Annotated in this window: 18 protein-coding genes and 2 pseudogenes; 9 read left to right on the top strand and 11 right to left on the bottom strand. The window is 60.3% G+C overall.

Going from position 1 to position 20109, the window contains the following annotated elements; all coding sequences use genetic code 11:
* Positions 1 to 938: 938 nt before the first annotated feature.
* The 3 genes from QCM77_RS01915 to QCM77_RS01905 all read right to left on the bottom strand — a co-directional run bounded on the left by QCM77_RS01915 (position 939) and on the right by QCM77_RS01905 (position 2512).
* A complete protein-coding gene (locus QCM77_RS01915; RefSeq protein ID WP_279681663.1) occupies positions 939 to 1319 on the bottom strand; it encodes a hypothetical protein in 381 nt (126 codons plus the stop codon).
* An 8-nt stretch (positions 1320 to 1327) separates the two neighbouring features.
* Complete coding sequence (locus QCM77_RS01910; RefSeq protein ID WP_279681661.1) at positions 1328 to 1501, bottom strand: hypothetical protein; 174 nt, start codon at positions 1499 to 1501, stop codon at positions 1328 to 1330.
* An 849-nt stretch (positions 1502 to 2350) separates the two neighbouring features.
* Positions 2351 to 2512 carry a hypothetical protein gene (locus tag QCM77_RS01905; protein WP_279681659.1) on the bottom strand — a complete coding sequence of 54 codons (162 nt, stop codon included), beginning with the start codon at positions 2510 to 2512 and terminating at the stop codon, positions 2351 to 2353.
* A gap of 270 nt (positions 2513 to 2782) precedes the next feature.
* Here QCM77_RS01905 and QCM77_RS01900 point away from each other — a divergent pair, with 270 nt between their 5' ends.
* Positions 2783 to 3781 carry an ABC transporter substrate-binding protein gene (locus QCM77_RS01900; protein WP_279681657.1) on the top strand — a complete coding sequence of 333 codons (999 nt, stop codon included), beginning with the start codon at positions 2783 to 2785 and terminating at the stop codon, positions 3779 to 3781.
* Between the two features lie 491 nt (positions 3782 to 4272).
* Here QCM77_RS01900 and QCM77_RS01895 read toward each other — a convergent pair whose 3' ends face one another.
* Positions 4273 to 4947: a hypothetical protein gene (locus QCM77_RS01895; RefSeq protein WP_279681655.1), complete on the bottom strand. Its 675-nt coding sequence runs from the start codon at positions 4945 to 4947 to the stop codon at positions 4273 to 4275.
* 163 nt (positions 4948 to 5110) lie between these two features.
* On the opposite strand from QCM77_RS01895, the pseudogene QCM77_RS01890 reads away from it, so the two are divergent.
* The 4 genes and pseudogenes from QCM77_RS01890 to QCM77_RS01875 all read left to right on the top strand — a co-directional run.
* Positions 5111 to 5272, top strand: a pseudogene (locus QCM77_RS01890) (phospholipase effector Tle1 domain-containing protein); the annotation flags it as partial.
* Between the two features lie 137 nt (positions 5273 to 5409).
* Positions 5410 to 5916, top strand: a complete 507-nt coding sequence (locus QCM77_RS01885; protein WP_279681653.1) for a hypothetical protein — start codon at positions 5410 to 5412, stop codon at positions 5914 to 5916.
* Positions 5917 to 5968: 52 nt separating this feature from the next.
* Complete coding sequence (ftsZ, locus tag QCM77_RS01880; RefSeq protein WP_279681651.1) at positions 5969 to 7228, top strand: cell division protein FtsZ; 1260 nt, start codon at positions 5969 to 5971, stop codon at positions 7226 to 7228.
* A gap of 496 nt (positions 7229 to 7724) precedes the next feature.
* The gene (locus QCM77_RS01875) at positions 7725 to 8306 is read left to right on the top strand and encodes a hypothetical protein (RefSeq protein WP_279681650.1); all 582 of its coding nucleotides are present in this window, start codon (positions 7725 to 7727) and stop codon (positions 8304 to 8306) included.
* A 649-nt stretch (positions 8307 to 8955) separates the two neighbouring features.
* Here the strand turns inward: QCM77_RS01875 and QCM77_RS01870 are convergent.
* The 6 genes and pseudogenes from QCM77_RS01870 to QCM77_RS01845 all read right to left on the bottom strand — a co-directional run bounded on the left by QCM77_RS01870 (position 8956) and on the right by QCM77_RS01845 (position 13968).
* A complete protein-coding gene (locus QCM77_RS01870; RefSeq protein ID WP_279681649.1) occupies positions 8956 to 9195 on the bottom strand; it encodes a hypothetical protein in 240 nt (79 codons plus the stop codon).
* A complete protein-coding gene (gene tnpC, locus QCM77_RS01865) occupies positions 9192 to 10841 on the bottom strand; it encodes an IS66 family transposase (RefSeq protein WP_279681648.1) in 1650 nt (549 codons plus the stop codon). The genes QCM77_RS01870 and tnpC overlap by 4 nt, the downstream gene beginning before the upstream one ends.
* Before the next feature lie 68 nt (positions 10842 to 10909).
* The gene (tnpB, locus tag QCM77_RS01860; protein WP_279668862.1) at positions 10910 to 11257 is read right to left on the bottom strand and encodes an IS66 family insertion sequence element accessory protein TnpB; all 348 of its coding nucleotides are present in this window, start codon (positions 11255 to 11257) and stop codon (positions 10910 to 10912) included.
* On the bottom strand, positions 11254 to 11649 hold the full coding sequence (gene tnpA, locus QCM77_RS01855) for an IS66-like element accessory protein TnpA (protein WP_462676064.1): 396 nt from the start codon (positions 11647 to 11649) through the stop codon (positions 11254 to 11256). Before tnpA ends, tnpB begins: the two co-directional genes overlap by 4 nt.
* A 496-nt stretch (positions 11650 to 12145) precedes the next feature.
* A pseudogene (locus QCM77_RS01850) lies at positions 12146 to 12538 on the bottom strand (hypothetical protein); the annotation flags it as partial.
* A gap of 269 nt (positions 12539 to 12807) precedes the next feature.
* Positions 12808 to 13968 (bottom strand): iron-containing alcohol dehydrogenase, encoded by a 1161-nt coding sequence (locus tag QCM77_RS01845; RefSeq protein ID WP_279665726.1) that lies wholly within the window; start codon positions 13966 to 13968, stop codon positions 12808 to 12810.
* A gap of 344 nt (positions 13969 to 14312) precedes the next feature.
* Between QCM77_RS01845 and QCM77_RS01840 the strand changes: the two genes are divergently transcribed.
* Positions 14313 to 15512, top strand: coding sequence for an ABC transporter substrate-binding protein (locus tag QCM77_RS01840; RefSeq protein WP_279681647.1), 1200 nt, complete (start codon positions 14313 to 14315; stop codon positions 15510 to 15512).
* Positions 15513 to 15568: 56 nt separating this feature from the next.
* Positions 15569 to 17371 carry an AMP-binding protein gene (locus tag QCM77_RS01835; RefSeq protein WP_279681646.1) on the top strand — a complete coding sequence of 601 codons (1803 nt, stop codon included), beginning with the start codon at positions 15569 to 15571 and terminating at the stop codon, positions 17369 to 17371.
* A gap of 33 nt (positions 17372 to 17404) precedes the next feature.
* Here QCM77_RS01835 and QCM77_RS01830 read toward each other — a convergent pair whose 3' ends face one another.
* A complete protein-coding gene (locus tag QCM77_RS01830) occupies positions 17405 to 17917 on the bottom strand; it encodes a winged helix-turn-helix transcriptional regulator (protein ID WP_279681645.1) in 513 nt (170 codons plus the stop codon).
* 239 nt (positions 17918 to 18156) lie between these two features.
* Here QCM77_RS01830 and QCM77_RS01825 point away from each other — a divergent pair, with 239 nt between their 5' ends.
* Together QCM77_RS01825 and QCM77_RS01820 are read left to right on the top strand one after the other, a co-directional pair.
* Positions 18157 to 18789: a 2-hydroxychromene-2-carboxylate isomerase gene (locus tag QCM77_RS01825; protein WP_279681644.1), complete on the top strand. Its 633-nt coding sequence runs from the start codon at positions 18157 to 18159 to the stop codon at positions 18787 to 18789.
* A gap of 92 nt (positions 18790 to 18881) precedes the next feature.
* A complete protein-coding gene (locus QCM77_RS01820; RefSeq protein ID WP_279665732.1) occupies positions 18882 to 20081 on the top strand; it encodes a CaiB/BaiF CoA transferase family protein in 1200 nt (399 codons plus the stop codon).
* The last annotated feature ends 28 nt before the right edge of the window (positions 20082 to 20109 follow it).

Genomic DNA, 20109 nt, shown 5'->3' with positions numbered 1-20109 from the left:
CGTCATTTTCGGTTCGGTCACGCGCGGCTCGCGATCGGCCATATCGCTGACAGAAACGCGACAGCCCGGCATTCCGTCAGTAAGCTGGGCAGCAGGCGCGACTGCCAGCCGTTCGTTCTTCCATCCGCATTCAACCGTTTCGAAATATGCCGGCGCAGTCGCTCCATGCGCGTGACCCGGGCACCGCGGCTCAAACCAACGGGAAGAATGTTCCGCTTCCCACAGCGAAGCGCTAGCTGCTCATCACCATCGAACAAGAAATGATTATACGTCAATCCGGCGGGCGAGCTGCATCGAGCAGAAAGATGGACAGGCAATATACGCCCGCCCAGATGTCATCGATCCGTGGCTTCCCTGAAAGTGCCTCCCAACAGCGGCAGAGTTACTACGCCTCGCGTTAGCTGAGCATCGTATCTCGCGGCAACCGCGAACCGGGGCTGATGGCCACGCGAGCTCTAGATCTGTTTTGCGCGTGCGACGGCCGCTTGATTGGGCGGCGGCACTTACGTTCGCGAGCGGCACTGCGCGGAATGAGATCGCAAGTCTATCCCAGGCAACGATGGTTTTTATCGGCGGGATCAGCCGCGCAGCGCTCATTCGGGCGGGCATGCGAGCTTCCTCGACGGCTACTTCTTCAACAGTATCCCTCTCGTTCGCGCCATTCGCCTCACTGATCCTGCGTGACGGCCCAGCTCGGCTGCAATCTTCGATACGCCAGCACCCGTCCGTTCCAGCTTGAACAGTTGCTGGACCTCTCGCTCGGCCCATTGCTTTGGCTTCGGTGCTTTCATGGTGCTGCGCTCAAAACTCGCCGACCACTTAACCAGAGCGCCTAGTTGCCAACACTTGGGAAATTTACGGGGGTGGTTGCCACCACAAGGCTTAGCGGTACGGCGGCTTTAGCGCGCGCGAGAGATGGGCATGTGCTTTAGTATTGTTCAGTCGTGCGCAGGGTTGGAGCTGGAGATCCTAGCACGCCATCGCTCTTCAAACGTGTCAGACCCCTTTTTCAATGCCAACGTTTGTGCATCGAAAGGATTGCCGGGCTTGTTAGCAATGACGATACCTGTAGCTTCTCCGCGAGAACCGAGTTCGGGACGCTGCTCTATAGGCCATTCGAGCAATGCTTTCGACAGCAAGGGTTTGCCCGCGTACCAGCATTTTCGTCCATCGATGAAACGATAGGACCACCATTGCCCTTGCGGATTTGGCGGCATTGCGGCGCTGCATTGTTGCATGGCATGCAGGCTGGTCATTTCGAGCGATGAGAGCGCAACAATGCCAACGGTCAAAGAAAACGCTTGAAGCGGTTTGCTCATGGGCGCGCTCAATTGCCGTGTTGCTGCAATCGACTTACAGCAACGATCAAGGCAGGCCGTTCGAGAACTTCCACCAAGTGTTCAAGGATACGCGCATTGTCCTTGGGGTGGGGCTGAAGGAATTCTTCCAATATGAGTTGCGCGTCGCTGATCGCTTCCAAGGCTAACTGCTGATCAGTCATCACTACTTACTCATCAATAAGTTGCGCTAAGAAAGCCAGCGAAGGGAGAGATCAAGTCAGCTTTGAGGAATATCCCCGCTATTCTTTTCACTTTTTATTTCAGAAACTCGCGCCCCGTGACGCGGTGTCGTCTCGGTCAATGTACGCAAATACTCCCGCGCTCTGAATTCCACTAGGGTTTTCGGCAATCGTGCCTCCTCGAAACCCTGCCCACTTCTAGGCTGCTTTAAGGGGAAAAGTGGTCAACCCAAAGGCCGCTTGAAAATTGCGGTGAGTTGATGCAGCGCTGCGTAAGCGAAAGCCCCGCCTGGGGGGAGCGGGGCTTTCTGATGGGGGGAAGCTTAGGGGCGCTTCAAATGTAAAACGCGCCATCGCGGAAAAGGTTCAAAGCCCTAAGAAGCGAGCCACGCCAATACCGCGATGATCGGGATGATTGCCAAACCGAAAAGCACCAAGGGTGCAGGTTCATTGCCGGTCCGGTCGCTCATGCATGGCTCCTTAAGAAAAGCCTCACAGCAGCGGCGGCGCCACGGGGCTTTCAGTGGCGGCAGGGGGATGCCGACACCCAGACCGGCAATTCCGACTTGTCGGCCTTGTTCCTAATGGGTCGCTGGGTCACGGGCTTAACGCCGGGTGCCTGTCTATTCGGAGAGCCCGGTATCGCGACCCAGCCCATCGGGTGGGTTGGGGCTGTCCGAACAGCGCCTCGGCGGGGCATCATGTTCTCGGTCTTGAGCTGCTCTCGGTATTCCCGGGCGGCCTTCAGAAAAGTCTCGCGAAGTTCGTCGTCTGCCGTCTGGGCGGCGAGGGCTTCGGCGCAGTCGGCCTGGTGCTCGAGCGATTCTCTCGTCATGCGCCCTTCTTCTTCTTTTTCTTCTTCAGGACTTTCGCCTGGGCTCTAAAACCCGCAGCCAGAGCCTTCATCTGTCGAGAGACGAATTCGTCCGCCGTCTCCTGAGCGGCCTTCTCGGCAACACGAGCCTGCTGTTTAAATGTTTTCGCCGGCTTCATCGGCCCATAACTCTCCCCAAAAAGTCCAGTTCCTGAAGAATCCGGCTTGAGTTACGACCCGATCCCTTGCAACCGACTTTTGCAACAAATCGGCCCATAGCCGACCTGCCGTGCGCATCCGGTCGAGGACCGCTTGTGGACCCGGACCGGACCTCGCGCGGCTGGCTGGCCTACTCGAGATTCTGTGGCAGAGGTCAAAGCCAGCCGGTCCCAATGTGTTAGTTTGAGGCGAGTGATAGGTTGTCTCTGGGCTTTGCGGAGGCATCGGACATGAAGCGGCGCGACTTCATAACGGCACTCGGCGGCGCTGCGGTATGGCCGCAGGCGGCTCAAGCGCAGCAATCTAAAAAGATTTACCGAATTGGATATCTGACGGCTAATTTGAGCAGCTATCCTTGGGTAAACGGCTTCGTTCGCGAATTAAGTGATCGCGGCTATTCGGGGGGCAACAATCTCACCATCGAATGGCGGGAGGCAAAAGGACATTCGGAACTTCTGCCCGAGATGGCTGCCGATCTCGTCCGGCAGAATGTGGACGTGATCGTGGCTGTGGGAAATTACCCCGGACTTTTGGTGCGGAAGATTACTGCGACAATTCCCATTGTCGTGCTCTCGAGCCGCGGCGGCGTTGAAACCAAATTATACTCGTCTCTTTCACATCCCGGCGGGAACCTTACGGGTATCGACAATCTCTCGCCTGATCGCGATGTCAAACGTGTCGAGTTCTTGAAAGAAATTGTTCCAAAACTCTCGCGGTTGGCAGTTCTTTACAATCCGCTTCCCTCTTACGCCAGCAATCATCTCAACAGTATTTCTTCGGCATTTGAAAAATTGGGAATTGAAGCGCAGCCGTTTGAAGTTCGTTCACCGCCGGAATTTGAGGTCGCGTTTGCTTCAATCCTGCGCAAAACGCAGGATACGATGATTGATGCGATGACTACTGTCACCGATCCGATGTTCGTCTTTGATCGCAAGAGGATTGTCGACTTCGGAATAGAAAACAAAATTCCGAACGCCCATGAATATCGAGAATGGGTGCAGATCGGCGGACTGCTTGCCTATGGTCCGACAATTGTTGGAATATGGCGCCGGGGCGCATATTTCGTCGAGAAGATCCTCAACGGGGCAAAGCCAAGTGATTTGCCCGTCGAAGGGCCGAGCGAATTCCATCTTGCGATCAACCTCAAAGCTGCCAAAGAAATGGGCCTATCTGTTCCTCAGCATTTGGTCGCGAGGGCTGACGAGTTGATTAAAGCGGACGTACGCTAAGCGCTCAGCGATGTCCGCTAATGACCACCCGTTGCAGACCTCCGGGTTGAAGACCGGTAGCATTCCGATGTTTGCGAAGGTCAGGGCGCTCGGCATCGATATCCCTGCGACGCTGCTCGGCCGCGCCAACTTGACTGGCAGCACTCGACCTATGAGTAGATGGCCTACCCGAGCTCTGAGTGACACTCCGGGCACGCATCCCCGATCGAGTCCAGCACGTCACAGACCTCGGCAACCGCCTCAGCGGCACAACGAACGCCGCACAATGATCCGCACGGACTCGAACCTGGGAACGGACAGTGTGAGCGACTGGTCCTAACCAATCAGAGCTTGCCAAGAGCATACTAGTAAACTCGACGCTGGGGCCGGTAGCACCAACCCTAGGCAATGGACCCAGCATCTGCCTCGCACGATGCGACTCGGTCGCGCAGCGGTGAGTTTTGGGGCGGGGCGTCTCGAAGGATGCGCCGCAAGGACGCCACCCGCCAGGTTCACGCTGCCGTGCTGCGCGGACTCTCCGCTGTTTCCTTGTCCGTCTCCTTGTCGCGAGACAGCCATGCTGGAAAGCGAAGCAGGCGTTCGTTGCCGTCTTTCGGCAGCTCGATGGGAGCTTCATTGGACGAACTCGGGAGGTCCAGCGCTACGTGGCCGACTCGCACCGCATCCGCGCGCTGATCCAGTTCGCGCAGCAGGGGATCGAGCACACTGTCGATTTCGGTCGCCACCGACACCAGGAAACTATTAAGCTCGCGAGCCTCGGGCACAACTGCAGCAGCCGACTCGATCGCCTTGGAGAGACCATCGACGACGGGTGCAAACGCGCCGGCGGCTTGCCTGATTCGGGATTTTATCGCTTCGATTTCGCCCAAAACGCGATCACGCTCCCGCCTGGTCTTCTCCTCCGAAAGGCGGGCTTCAATTTCGGCGATCTGGGCCGTCAGGGTCGTGGCTTCGGATGCGAGTGCATCGCGTCTTCCGCGCGCGCGATCAAGATCGCGGCTGAGATTGTCCACTAAATCGTCCTTTCCGAACATGGCTTTGCTCCGTAGGACAGCCGTTTTGGTCTGCAGGACGGCCTTGGCGCGAACCGCCAGCCGGTCGAGCGACCGAAAGGCTGGATCGGCCGAAACAGGCATCAACTTCGGTCGCGTCACATGGGCCGACATGGTGATCCCCCACCCGTCCACATTAGCCGACCGCATGGTTAACAAGTGGTTAATGTCAACAGATAATACACCGGGCACCATGCCGGCGACGCCGCCTTCGTCTCCTCGCTGCCATCCATTTCCGCTATAATCGCCGCGGTAGCGTCACCCGGAGGCGCATCCCGTGGAGCACGCACCGAAACCCGAGCCCAAATACCTCGTCATCTGCTGTGACGGCACCGGCAATGAGAGCTCCGAAAACATCTCCAACGTCCTGAAGCTCTATCGCTGCCAGCGCAAGACGGACAGGACGTCGCCGCGGCTGATGGTGTCTTGCGATCCCGGGTCGGCACGGTGACGGCACTCGTAAACCGCGCCGCTCGCGCGTTAACCGTCCATTAACCAACGCGGCCTAGCCTGCGGTAATCGTCCAGCCATCATTAGCTCGAAATGCCTTCCCGGTTCGCTCCAGGAGAAGCGCCGATGTGCGTTGAGTTGTTGACGTACGCCGATCTGGGTGACCGCCTCGATGTCTCCCGAGAGGCCGCGCGTTCGCTTGCGAGACGCCGCCGGTTGCCGCGCTCGCGGTCGGAGGACGGCAAGGCCCTGGTGAGCGTTGATGTCTCCGAGCTCCGGTACACACCCGCCCACGACGCGGCCGCCGGGCAGACCCGATCGATGCCTCCCTGGCACAGATCGAAGCAGTCAAGATCGAGGCATTCAAGGGCGGAGGTCGCGCGGCTCGAGGCCGTCGCAACCGCCTACAGGGCAATGTTCGAGCGCGAGCGCGCCGACCGCCTCGCCGTCGAGCTGACGCAGGCGGCCGCCGAGACGACGGCCGCCAATGCGTGGGCGGCACTACTGGAAGACGAAGTGGCGGTTCTGCGGAACGGTCGCCACGCCGGCGGCGCGATCGCGGGACAAGCCGCGCGTCGATTGGGACGTCTGGTCGCTGCGATCGTGGAAGCAGACCGCGCGACTCGCAGGTAGCACTCGATCCTCATCTCCATCCCCGGCTTGCCGGAGCAATCACGAGGGAAAAATGACTGGCACCACTGATATCCACGAAATGAAGGCCCGCATCGTCGTGTTTGGGGTCGGCGGCGCCGGCGGCAATGCGGTCAACAACATGATCACGGCCGGGCTGCAAGGGGTCGAGTTCGTGGTCGCCAATACCGACGCGCAGGCGCTGGCCATGTCGAAGGCGAGACGCCTCATCCAGCTCGGCACAAAGGTGACCGCAGGCCTCGGCGCCGGCTCGCAGCCGGAATTGGGACGCGCCGCAGCCGAAGAGGCGATCGATACGATCCGCGATCAATTGACTGGCGCACACATGGTGTTCGTGACGGCCGGCATGGGCGGCGGCACCGGCACCGGGGCTGCCCCCATCGTCGCCAGGATCGCGCGCGAGCTCGGCATTCTCACGATCGGCGTGGTCACCAAGCCATTCTACTTCGAGGGAAAGCGCCGCATGCGCTTTGCCGAAGCTGGCATCGAGGAGTTGCTGAAGACGGTCGACACCCTGCTGATCATCCCGAACCAGAACCTGTTCCGGGTGGCCAGCGAGAAGACCACGTTCGCCGGTGCCTTTGCCCTTGCCGACCAGGTGCTTTATTCCGGCGTGGCCTGCATCAGCGACCTCATCGTCAAGGAAGGCCTGATCAATCTCGATTTTGCCGACGTCCTCTCCGTCATGAAGGAGAAGGGCAAGGCCATGATGGGACGGGGTGAGGCCTCCGGCGAGAAGCGCGTGCTTGCCGCTGCTGTGGCCGCGATTTCCAATCCATTGATCGAGAATCCCTCGATCAAGCGCGCCAGTGGCCTCATCATCTCCATCACCGGCGGCAAGGATCTCATGCTGTACGAAGTCGACGAAGCTGCGACCCGCATTCGCGACGAGGCCGACCCGGACGCCAACATCATCGTCGGCGCGTCGTTTGACGATAGCCTCGACGGTATCGTCCGCGTCTCGGTGGTAGCGACCGGAATCGATAATCTCGACCCGGCGTCTCAGGCGCAACCGGTGGAAACCGCCATCGCCCAGCTCGCGGGCAGGCTGCGCAACGACGGCCGCCGCATCGCCGATCGCATCGAGCGCAGTGCACCCCTTCCGGAAGTGGAAAGCCCGCCGCTCCGCTCCGAAGCGCGACAGCCCGTGGGGCAACCGGCAAGGGCGGCTCCGGAATATGCGCGCCACGCGGCCGACCGGCCGCTCGATCCTTACGGCCGCACCGCTGCGCGCAATGCGCCCGATGAGGCTATTCTCGATATCCCGGCCTTCCTGCGCCGCGCCGCCAACTGAACGGTCGCAGGAGGGGAGTTACGATCGTCATCCCGGGGCGCGACGAAGTTGCGAGCCCAGGATCCATTGTGAACAGGCGTTCAAGATTGACCCCTTCGCCGCTTGCTGGATCAATGCTTTAGCTCGCCGATCGCGTCGGGACCCCACGCCGATTTACACGGTGGGCCAAGTTCCGGGCTTTCTACCGCGATGTTCATCCGAAACCGTCATGGCGGCACCTGCTCGTGCGCGCCGATCCGACTGGCGAGTTTTCGCCGGACAATTGCCTCTGGCAGGTTGGAAGACGGTATCGGCGGCGATCGACCGCTCGATGACCGAGGACAGGGCGTTACTGCTCGCTTCATCAAGTCGTTGACGCCGCAGCGGTAAAGGCCCTTTCGAGGGAGGCCGGAAGGCATGATCCAGATCAACGCTGCCGCTCGAGTGCCGCCCAAGGAATTCGCGCAGTAAGTACCCCGCCGCCGTTTACTGTCCGGTGATCCGGAGCATGTCACCAATGAAACGCTGTCTCGTTGCTTTCGCAATCGCCGCCAGCCTGTTCGCACCAGTTGCGCACGCCAACGATGTCTTGGAAGCCAAGTTGCGGGCCTACGTTCCGGTCTTCTCCCTCGCCAGAGTATGTGACATCACGATCAATGACGCCACCTCGGGTGACCACCGCGCCATGCTTGAAGCGGTGAAATCTGAGCCGAACGCTGAGAAACTCGCCTACCGCCTCCATTACGAAACGCAGACGGCCTACATCAAGGCCCGCGACGGAGGTCAACGGGTCGCCTTCTGCAAAGACTTCATCGCAGCCAACAGCCAATACGCCAAGGCGCGCGTCACTGCCGTGGTCGAGGACCACATGAGCCACGTCAGCACTAATGTGCAGAAAGCGATTGCCTACAACGTCTGTGGAGCGAACACCTCCGCCAAGCTGTCCAAGGCCGACTGGAAGCCGTACGCGCTTACCAAGAAGATGCTTGAGATCGAGCATAAGCTGGCCAAGGAAAACGCCGAGACGAACGGCTGGAACGTCGCCGAGGAAACGACGGCGGTCACGGAACAGTTCTGCGCGGCGGTAAAAACCCGATGAGCATCGCCGCCGCCAAAGTCCGAGCCCCGCTGATGCATCTTTGCGCGGCTTTGACACGATGCCTCCAGCCCGAGCCTGAAGGCGTGCGGCACCGCCTCATGGCGTCGGCTCCGCAGCGCATGGAGGTCCGACGTAGCAGCAACAACCGCGATCACCGAGCGGAAAGCCGCCACCAATGACTCCATTGACTCGATATTCTCAGATATGCTGTGCCTCTAACAGCGTCTCTCGGCCTATCATGACGGAGCCACGCCGCGCCCTATAAGCGCTTGTCATTGCGATAGACATCATACATTTCGCCCCCGCCTGATCATATTGAAGTAAGCACGAAATATTTTTCGGTTGTCTCAATGGACGAGCTTAGTGTCTCGAACGGGCGTGCAGTTTGCAAATCTGCGACGACCGCGACTTTCCTTCACCGCGTTCCGGATGGGGAACGAACTGATGCAAGCCCGCCGTCGCCAAATTGGGCGCGCGAGACGGCCGCTTCCGACCACTACTACGGTCCGCGTGCTCACTTCTATGCACATGATCGAGGCTGGCATTCATGGATGGTATGATCGCGATGGCGATCGCACGGTAGTGATTAGGCGTCACTCTTACCCCGCCTGGGACGACTAGTCGTATCCATTCGGCGTAGGCCGCAGGGTTACCGCTTGAGCAGTCCAGGGTTCTCTTTGTAGAACCTGATCAGCTCGATGAGGTTTTCGATTCCGAAGTCGGTGAACGTCTGGACGCCGTCTTCTCCGACGCCATAGACCCAGATGACGCTGTCCTCGATCTCCATTTCGTTGGCGATGTCCCACAGCCAATCTTCGTCTTCGCCGAGGTCCTTGGCGACCTGGGTGATGGTGGTGACGTGATGGACCTTGTCGACGTGAGTGGTCATGCCGCTCGAGCGGAGATCGCTGATTCTGGCGTCCAATTCCAAGGCAGAAGTTCGTCCAGCCGATGAGCCGGATGGGCGGCGATCCGGGCGAGGATATCCGTAAGCCAGGCCTGCGGGTCGATGCCGTTCATTTTCGCCGAGACGATGAGGCTGTACATGGCTGCGGCGCGCCGCCCTCCGCGATCAGATCCGCAGAACAGCCAGGACTTCCGTCCAAGAGCGATGCCTCGCAAGCCCCGTTCGGCGGCATTGTTGGAGAGACACACGCGTCCATCTTCCAGGAACAGCGTGAAGCTCGCCCATCGCTTCAGGATGTAGTTGAACGCCTTGGCCAGGTCGTGACCGCGAGACAGTTTGGCGAGCTGTTCGCGCATGTAGACCTGAAGGTCCTCGACCAGAGGCCGGCTCAGCGTCTGTCGCACCTCCAGACGCCCTTCGGGGCTCCTGCCATTGATGGAGCGTTCGATCTCGAACAGCGCGTCGATCCGCCGCACGACCTCGATCGCGATCGGAGAGAGCGGGATTTCCTTTTTTCCAGCGCCTTTGCGCCGCGCATTCTCTTCGATGTCAGCCATGGCAAAGAACGAGCGCCTTCCATGCGACCAGCAGGCAGCTTCCCGGATCGGTCCGGGCTGGCGCCCGGCCAGATAGAGCTGATTGTACCCGTCATAGGCGTCGGCCTGCAGGATGCCGGCGTACCGGGCCAAATGCCCCTGGGGATGCTCACCCTTGCGGTCGCGGGAGTAGTAGAACATCGCTGCCGGCGGGCCCGCGCCGCCAAACGGCCGATCGTCGCGGACGTAGATCCAGCACCGCCCCGTGTCGGTCTTGCCCTTGGCCAGCACCGGGACGGTCGTATCATCGGCATGAAGCCGCTCGGCCGCCATCACATGGGCTTCCACCAGGCGCAGCAGGGGATCCAGCGACGCACAGACCGCCCCAACGGCATCCGCCATGGTCGACAGTGCGATCGGCACGCCTTCCAGAGCGTAGCGTTCGGCCTGGCGGTTTAGCGGCTGATGCTGACCGAACTTCTCGAACATGATCATGGCCAACAGGCTCGGGCCAGCCCATCCCCGGGCGATCGCATGGAACGGTGCCGGCGCCTGGCTGATCTTCTCACAGTCGCGGCAGGAGAACTTCTCCCGGACCGTCTCGATCACCTTCCACTGGCGCGGCACCACTTCCAGTGTCCGGGTCACGTCTTCGCCGAGCTTCCGCAGACGATTGCTACCACAGCACTCGCAAGCCGTCGGCGGGTCGATCACCACTCGTTCGCGCGGTAAATGCTCAGGGAACGTCTGGCGTTCGCCGCGCTTGCGCGTAAATCCACGCACCGTCGTCGTCTTCGCCACGGCGTGCTCTGCCGCCAGCTCGTCTTCAGTGGCGTCACTTTCCAACTCTTCGAACGTCAAGGCCAACTGCTCGATCAGGCGCGACGAACGCTCCGACCGCTGGCCGTAGATCTGATGCTTCAGCTTGGCGATCTGCAGCTTCTGCTGAGCAATCAGCGCTTCGTCTTCCGATGCTTTCGCGCGGGCGACCGCGAGTTCAGCCGCGATCTCCACCCCCCTCGCGCGCTCCATCGCCAACGCCTCCCTCAGAGCGGTAACGTCATCCGGAACAGCGTCGCGATCGGCATCCATGCGACGCAATGAATCACAAATTGAACGCGCTGGGACTCCCCAAAATACAAATCTGCGGGATTTTGTGCTCAGCCTGCGCTCTGCGGGCGCCAGCTCAGTTGCGGATTACGCCAGTCGATCCCCTCCAGCATGTAAGCCATCTGCGCCGCAGAGATCGATATTGCGCCGTCCGACGCCGAAGGCCAGATGAACTTGCCTCGGTCCAGGCGCTTGGCATAGAGCGACATGCCCAACCCATCATGCCAAAGAATCTTGACCAGGTCGCCGCTGCGGCCCCGGAAGATGTAGAGATCGCCAGCATGAGGATCGCGCTTCAGGCTTTCCTGAACTGTGAGAGCCAAGCTTCGCATGCCGCGACGCATATCGGTGTGGCCAGTGGCAATCCAGACCCTGACGCCGTTCGGAATCGGGATCATCGTCGTCGCAAGAGCTCAAGAACCTGCTGCAGCGCCTCAACATCCACGTCACGGTCAACGCGAACACGGCAGCCGCCCCCGAGCTCGATCTCAATGATTCCAGCCCTTGCACGCTGCGCAGGCGGGGAAGACGCCAGTTGTGGTGCGCCGCTCGAGATCGGAGCCGCTACAGGTGCGATCTCGACGGGAACAAGAGCAGGCGCAGCATCTCCGCCCAGTCGCCCCTGGCGCGCTTGTCGACGCCAGGTGAACAGCAGGCTATGAGCCACCCCGTGCCGGCGTGCAACCCCGCAGACCGTTTCCCCAGGCTGCAAGGTCTCTTCGACAAGGCGAACCTTCTCGTCGTAACTCCATCGCCGCCGACGCTCGGCGCCCAACACATTGACCTGCATTCCCGACGTGACCTTAAAGCTAGACTTAAGGTCAAATCCTCGGGCCGACTCTCAAACTACACAAGGCGGTCGCCGCCGGAGGGATACGAACATACAGCAATAAAGGTGGTCAACCAGAAGCGAAGTTCACTGTTTTTGTTGAACTTTTCGGTTGCTACTTACGTTCGGGACGCAGGGCTCGCGGGTTGCGCGTGCGATTTACACTGCACGTGTAACCTATTGATCTATATAGGCTCATTGAATGATCATTTTACAGCTAAGTACCTGTCTCTGTTCGTAGAAATTTTACAGCTAAGTACCTGTCTCTGTTCGTAGAACATGAGACTCTTAATCAGCGGGTCCCAGGTTCGAGCCCTGGTGCGCCCACCAAAGGAAAATCTTATTTTCCAAGACCTTCGCTGGAGAGGTGCCGAGAACAAAGCAGGTCTCGTGCGACGTTTTTGTTTGGGCGGACACGGCCAGATTGCTGTTCGGCTTTTCCCTTGTTTCTATATCTTCACCCATTCGATACAGCGCGCAGATCCAATGGGACAGGTCGATTACGTGCTCGTCGTAGAATAGGATATTGGAGCGGACAAAACGGACAATCTGTTCTGCCCCTGGCAGCACTCGCCGAAAAATAGTCGATCAGTTCCGCAGCCTGGGTGCCTTGCCTGAAACGCCGCTGTTCCTCGAAGTCGACGGAAGGGACCATATGGATGAACTGGTGATCGGCGTATAGTGTCATCACTATACCGGGCTTGAGGTCGGCCTGCCTCAAGGCGCCTTCCATCGCGCGACGCGCACCGTCGCCGTCCTCGGGTCCCGACGTGATGTGGTAGGCATCAGCAGTCGTGCCATAGCCGGCGATTTCGGCGATCGGCTGGGCGCCGCGGCGGAGTGCGTCGTCCTGAACGGGCCGCGCGCAAGCGCGACCATACCAGTTCGCTGCCGCAACCCAGCGGCGATACCAATCCCAATCCTGTAGCGACAGCGCGACGCATTGAGACCACCTCTTTGAGTTGTCCACGAACCGCGTCGTTCGGCTCGATCGAAAGCTCGCGTTCGAACTGCAATGGAGTCATTGCCGGATCAGCGCAACGTGACAAGCGCCCGACCGGACCACAGTTCTGCAAACGGAGCTGATTGTCACGGCTGGGTTTTCCTGTGCGAATTCGGCTAGGCGGCCATTCGCAACAGATCGACAATGTCGGCTTCGCTTTTAAAAGGCCGCGGATTGGCCTGGACGAAGCGATGATTGATCGCAATCTTGCTGATCTGATCGAACTTGTCTTCGCCGATGCCGACATCAGCGAGGCGGCCTGGTAGTCCAAGTCTATTGGTGAACTCTGCAAAGGCTGCTGCTGCTTCCATACCCGGTCCGCCAAGAGCCGTCGCCAACCGATTCTGCGCATCCTCGGTGAATGGCTTGTTGTAGCGAAGAAGGCTCGGCATGATGACAGGTGTGCAGTAGTAGTGAGGAACGCCGAAGGTCCCTCCAAGCACATGGCCGATGCCGTGACTGGCTCCCATCGGGACCCGCGCCTGGAGGCCGAAAGCGGCGAGCCACGCGCCGTATTGAGACAGTCGACGCGCCTCCAGGTCATCAGGTTGCTGCAAGGTCCGGAGCATTCCCTCGCGCAGGGTGCGGATGCCGGCCAGGACCACCTCGTCGGCGAGCGGGGTGCCGGCAGGTGAGCACAATGCTTCGATGCCGTGATCCATTGAGCGCGTTCCCGATCCCATCCAGAGCTTGGAAGGCGTATGAACGGTGAGGGCAGGGTCGAGAATGATCGCCACCGGCATCATGCGGGGATGGAAGAAGATCTGCTTCAGCCTGCTGCGTTCATCCGTGACGAGCGCTGCTGCATTGTATTCGCCGCCATTCAGTGTGGACGGGACCGCGATCTGTCGGACCTTGGGCGCCCGGAACGGCGAGGCGGTTACGCCTGGGCCCATGGGAAACGGATCGAAACCCGCTTCGTCGCGGATATCATGCTCGATCGCCATGATAACGATCTTCGCAAGGTCGATCGCCGAGCCTCCGCCGACCGCCACGATCAGATCGGCTCCTGCGTCGTTGGCTTGACGGGCCACCTCGGCAGCTTGCTTGCGCGTGGTGTGCTCTGCAATCCCGTCGAAGGTCGCGACATGCCTGCCGGCGAGTGTGCGCCGGATCTTCTCGATCTCATCGGTCTTGGTGTTCAGGGTTCGGCTAACGATCAGGAAGACGCGCTTGGCGTCCATTCGCACCGCTTCATCATTCACGGCGTCAGAGGCGGCTTTGCCGTAAACGACGCGATCGATTGCCGGAAAATTGTGTATCCCTGCTTTGCGCATTGCGGTCCTTACACTAAGTTCAAAAACAGAAGTGACTATAGGGTCGATGGTCGGAAGGTACAGCGAACCAACTGCGACTTGCAAGACCGGATCGTTGGCCTTGTTTAGACAGACCCTATCGCGCATGGGACCGGCCAACAACGGTCTAATCGCTTGACGAGTTCAAAAAAAGAACTGTAATCTGCAAGACAAGATGGCCGAACGCAACGGCCGCGACGTGCCGGATTTACGGCTCGACCCGTTCAGTGCGATGCCTCTTCGCAAGGGCGCGCGACGAGCCGCCACCGGCGCAACAAAACAAAGCCGCACACCTGGAAAAGGGTGCACGTTTGGGAGGACGAGCGATGCTGGTGAGATGGAAGATCGTCGCGGCTCTGGCTCTATTCCTGAGCGGCCCCGCATTCGCCGCCGACGAGCCGGGAGTCTCTGCCGCCGAGATCAAGATCGGCGGGGTTTTTCCTTTCAGCGGACCGGCGTCATCGATCGGTCTCGTGGGCAAGGGGCTCATGGCCTACATTCAGGCCTTGAATGACCGCGGCGGCGTCAACGGACGCAAGATCAACTACATCGCCTATGACGACGGATACAGTCCCCCCAAGGCGGTGGAGCACGTCCGCAAGCTCGTCGAAAGCGACGAAGTGTCGTTCATGTTCGGCCAGCTCGGCACGCCCGGCATTTCGGCCACTGCAAAATACCTGAAGGCCAAGGGGGTACCGAGTGTCGCTATCGTCAGTGGCTCGTCCAAATTCACCGATGTCGCCAATTACCCGCTGATCACCACGGGTCTTGTCAGCTACGACACCGAAGGAAGAATCTACGCCAAATACCTGACGAGAACGCTGCCGAACGCCAAGTATGCCATCCTCTATCAGAACGACGATCTCGGCAAAGATTACCTCGGTGCCTTCAAGGCGTTTCTCGGCAAGGATTTCGACCGCAAGGTCGTCAGTGCTTCCTACGAGGTCACCGAACCGACGATTGATTCGCAGATTACCAATCTGAAGAGCTCGGGTGCCGAGGCCCTGGTGATCGCCGGGACGCCGAAGTTCGCGGCACAGGCCATCCGGCAAGCTTCGGTGATCGGCTGGAAGGCGACCGTGATCATCAATTTCCCGTCCGGATCGGTCGGAGGCACGCTCGCACCGGCCGGCCTCGACAAATCGGTCGGCGTGATGGTCGGGACGACCAACAAGGATATTCTGGATGAGACATGGAAGGATGACCCGGGCATGCAGGCCTACCGGGCATTTTTCGACAAGTATCTGTCGGGCGCCGATATCACCAACGGCAGCTATCTGACCGGTTATCAGCAAGGCGTCCTGCTCGAGCAGATCCTCAAGCAATGCGGTGATGATCTGTCGCGGAAGAATATTCTGGCGCAGGCGAAGAACCTGAAGGACGTCGTCGTTCCGACTGTGCTGCCCGGGATCAAGGTCAACACCAGCGAGACCGAGAACATGACCTGGACGCAGATGCGGCTGCAGCGCTGGACCGGCACCACGTGGCAAGCCTTCGGAGAAGTCCTGGACGCCAGGTCCGAGTGACTCTGGCGCAGCCCGCCCGTTCTATCCATCCGCGGTAATTCAGGAGATCGTTTCCGATGTCGACGAAGCCATTGACGTTTGCGCCAAGGGAGCTCTCTGTCGAGCGCCGGACCGACGGCACGCTTGTATTGAGGTCGCCCCTCGAATTGGGGCCATGCGACTGGCGCGTCACCGATTTTCTGCCGCGCTGGGCAAGCGCGGCTCCGGACAGAATATTCCTCGCGCAACGCAATGCCAAAGGGGGATGGGACGAGATCACCTATGGCGAAGCATGGTCGCAAGTCCAGGCGGTCGGCCAGAGCCTGATCGACATGGGCGCAAAGCTGGCTGACCGGCTGGCCGTGCTTTCGGGCAACTCCATCGAGAACGCGGTGATCTCCTTTGCGGCGATGTCGATAGGCGTCATTCTGGCGCCGATATCGCCGAACTACACGCTGATGCCCGGCGGCCTTGCGCGCCTCAAGGACATCGCACAGGTGCTGCGTCCGAACTTCGTTTTCGTTCAGAGTGGACGCGACTTTTCCGCGGCTCGCTCCGTTCCCGAGTTGGGAGACTCTGCCTGGATCAGCGTCGATGGCGCGCCGGACACGACGCCTTTCCGCGTCCTGACGGATCGAACGGAGTGGAAAGGATTTACGCAAGCATCGAGCGCGGTCCCCACTGACGCCGTTGCGAAAATTCTCTTCACGTCCGGTTCAACCGGGCTGCCAAAGGGCGTGCTGAACACGCACCGCATGATGGCGAGCTCCCTGCAAATGGGGAGCCTGCTCGTGTCGCCTCCGGAGGCGCCGGTCCAGGTCGAGTGGCTGCCGTGGCACCATACGATGGGCAGCAACGTCATTCTTCACGGCATTCTCAAGAACGGCGGGACGCTCTACATCGATGACGGCCGGCCGCTGCCTCAGCTCTTTCACAAATCGGTGGCGAACCTCAAGGAGATCTCGCCGACGGCGATGTTCAACGTGCCCGCCGGTTATAACCTGTTGTGTGACGCCATCGAGAACGACGCCGCCCTCGGCGCGAGCATCTTCAAACGGCTGGATCGATTGAGCTACGCGGGCGCTGCCATTTCGCAAGGCACGCTCGAAAGACTCTATCGGCTGACATCGTCGATCACGGGCCAGCGGATTCCGGTGATGTCGGGCTATGGGACGACGGAGACGGCGCCGACAATCAGCACGACGCATTGGGCAACGGATCGGCCGGGCGAGATTGGTCTTCCCGCGCCGGGCGTGCAGCTGAAACTGATCCCTGTTTCCGACACGTACGAGGCCAGGGTGAAGGGGCCCAACGTCACCCCCGGTTACCTCGGCAGGGCCGATCTCACCGAGAAGGCCTTCGACGAGGAGGGGTTCTATCGCATCGGCGACACCGTGTCGTTTATCGATCCCGAGAAGCCGGAGCTCGGTCTGCGTTTCACGGGCAGAATTTCCGAGAACTTCAAGCTCGCGAACGGCACCTGGGTTGCGATCGGAGCGATGCGTGCCGCCATCCTGGCCGCAACGCGCGGCGTACTGCTTGACATTGTCGTTGCGGGAGAAAACCGTGAAGCCTGCGCGCTGCTATGCTGGCTGAACCCGACCGAGGCGGCGCGGATTTCGAACGCGCCGGCTGCTGATTTGACCTGCGATCCCCGAGTGATCGAATTCCTGAGGCATCGTTTGCGGGACTACAATGAGGCTGTTGGAAGCAGCGAAAAGATCTGCTCATTCACCCTGCTGAAGGATCCGCCCTCATTGGCCGCGGGAGAAATCACCGACAAGGCCTATGTCAATCAACGTGCTGTGCTCAAACACCGCGCTGATCAAGCGGACCGTCTCCACTGCAACGAACCCGACGCAGCCGTGATTCGAGTCTGAGGATGCGCTCAGTGCGTGATGTCGGTGGCCGGCTCAAGCGGCGCTGCGGCGCGCCTTTGCCTTCGGCTTGTCAGGGGCCGCGATCGTCAGCGGGCTTTGGGCGCCTGGGCCTGGATGGGTATGAACCTCCTTGGCCAGAAGCGGCTCGACGCATTCAGAACACACCATGACCGGGTCGAAGTCCTTTCCGCATTTGCGGTGCTGGTGCAGCAACGGCCGGCCGCGCTCGTCGACCATGTGCGTGTCGCCCCAATGCACGAGCGCCATCATGATCGGATAAAGATCGAGGCCCTTCTGGGTCAGGATATATTCGTGACGCTTGGGCGCCTCCTGGTAGGGAATGCGGCGCAGGATGCCCTGCCGAACCAGCTTCTTCAGCCGTTCGGCGAGGAGATGACGGGTAATTCCGAGCGCCGACTGGAATCCTTCGAAGCGGCGCGTGCGCAGAAAGCATTCGCGCAGAATCAGAAGGGTCCAGCGGTCCCCGATCACGCCGATGGTTCGAGCCATCGAACACGGCTCTTCCTCGAGTTCCTTCCACTTCATCCCGTACTCTCCAGTCGTCCCGGCATGACCCGCCTCGAATCGTCGCTGAGGCCGTCGCATTTCCTTTGCATTCTAGATAGGTACTGAATTCCAAACAATACCCGATATAACAGCAAAACCAGCATAAAGCCGACCAAGTTTGACAGTTCAATTTTAGAACTGTAGGGTTAATCAGGCAAGGCACGCGATTGGATCGCCGCTCTCTGATCATCCAATGCGCTCTACGGGAGAAAGCGCTCATGACCCCCAAGGTTGAATTCCAGTTCGATTTCGGCAGCCCGAATGCCTATCTGGCGGAAGTCGCCATTCCCGGGATCGAGCGGCGGACCGGCGCGAAATTCGAGTACGTCCCGGTCCTGCTCGGCGGGATCTACAAGGCCACAGGCAACATGTCGCCGTTCGACTCGCTTCGCGGGATCAAGAACAAGCCGGAATACCAGGCGCTCGAGACCGAGCGGTTTATCCGGCGCCACAACATCACGAAATTTCGCCAGAACTCATTCTTTCCGGTCAACACCTTGATGCTGATGCGCGGCGCCGTCGCGGCCCAGTTCGAGGGCGTGTTCGAACCCTATTTCCGCGCCGCCTATCATCATATGTGGGAAGAGCCCAAGAAGATGGACGATCCCGAAGTGTTCCGGAGCGCATTTGCTTCCTCGGGGATCGACATCGACAGGCTGGTTGCGCGCGCTCAGCAGGATGACGTCAAGAAAAAGCTGATCGACTTGACCAATGACGCCGTCGCCCGCGGTGCCTTCGGTTCGCCGACATTCTTCGTCGGCAAGGAGATGTTTTTCGGTAAGGATCAACTCCGGGACGTCGAGGAATCGATCGTCGAACAGACCCGGCAGTCCGTTTCCAAGACCGGCTAGTTACCGACTTGCCGTCCGGGCGATTGTGACGAGAGGGGCAGCGGGAAGAGTTTACCTCAGCCCGTTGGCAGAAAAAATCCAGGGAGAGTGAAATGGCTGGTCCGCTTGGCGGCGTTCGTGTCCTCGATCTGACCGGCGTGGTGTCGGGCCCGTTTGCGACCATGTTTCTGGCAGATCAGGGCGCCGACGTGCTCAAGATCGAGCCGATCGGCGGCGATATCACCCGTCGCAGCCGGGCCACCATCGACAAGGACGGCGAGTTCTCCGCGCTGTTCATCTCGTCAAACCGCGGCAAGCGTTCGCTCTCGATCGACGTCAAGAGCCCAGCCGGGCGCGAGGTGCTGGCCAAACTGGTCGCGCGGGCCGATGTCCTGGTGCAGAACTTCCGGCCCGGCACCATGGAGCGCCTCGGCCTCGGCGTCGAAGAGCTGCGCCGGCGTCATCCGCGCCTGATCTATGTTTCGATCAGCGGCGTCGGCGAGACCGGACCCTATGTGAAGAAGCGCGTCTACGATCCGATCATTCAGGGCCTGTCGGGCTTTGCCGATATCCAGTCGCAGCCGGTCACCAATCGCCCGCAGATGATCCGCACCATCGTGTGCGACAAGACCACCGCCGTGTTCACCGCGCAGGCAGTGGCGGCCGCGCTTTATGCGCGTGAGAAGACCGGGCAGGGGGATCATATCCAGGTCGCGATGCTGGATGCCATGATCTCCTATCTCTGGCCGGAAGGCATGATGCAGTACACCGTGGTCGGAGCCGAGGCTGCCGCCGCCGATCCCAATGACCGGCCGGATCTCGTGTTCAAGACCAGCGACGGCTACATCACGGCCGGCACCATCTCCGATTCCGAATGGCAGGGCTTCTGCTGCGCGTCCGGCGATCCCGAGCTTGCCAACGATCCCAGGTTCGCGACTCCCTCGGCGCGTTCGGTCAATGCGACGGCGCGCATCAACAAGATGGCGGAGTATATCGGCCAGCACACGACCGCCGAATGGCTGGAGCGTCTGGACGCTGCGGATGTGCCTTGCGCGCCGATCCTGCGGCGCGGCGAGATCATCCACAATGAGCAGGTCGTGGCGCGCGGGATCATCGCGGAGTTCGATCAGCCGAAGGTCGGCCGGGTGCGGCAGCCCAAGCCCGCGGCCCGTTTCGAGGTCAACCAGGCAGCGATCGGCGGACCGGCTCCTCGCGTCGGCGAGCACTCGCGCGAGGTGCTGCGCGAACTGGGTTACGATGATCGCGCGATCGACGACATGGTGGCCGCGCGCACGTTGCGCGTGCCCGTGTAGGCTGAAGCGCTTCGCAAGATCGGCGATC

The organism is Bradyrhizobium nivariense (assembly GCF_029846695.2).
Classification (GTDB): Bacteria; Pseudomonadota; Alphaproteobacteria; order Rhizobiales; family Xanthobacteraceae; genus Bradyrhizobium.
The sequence above is the reverse complement of the archived record's forward strand: the minus strand, read 5'-3'. Positions and strand labels throughout refer to the sequence as shown.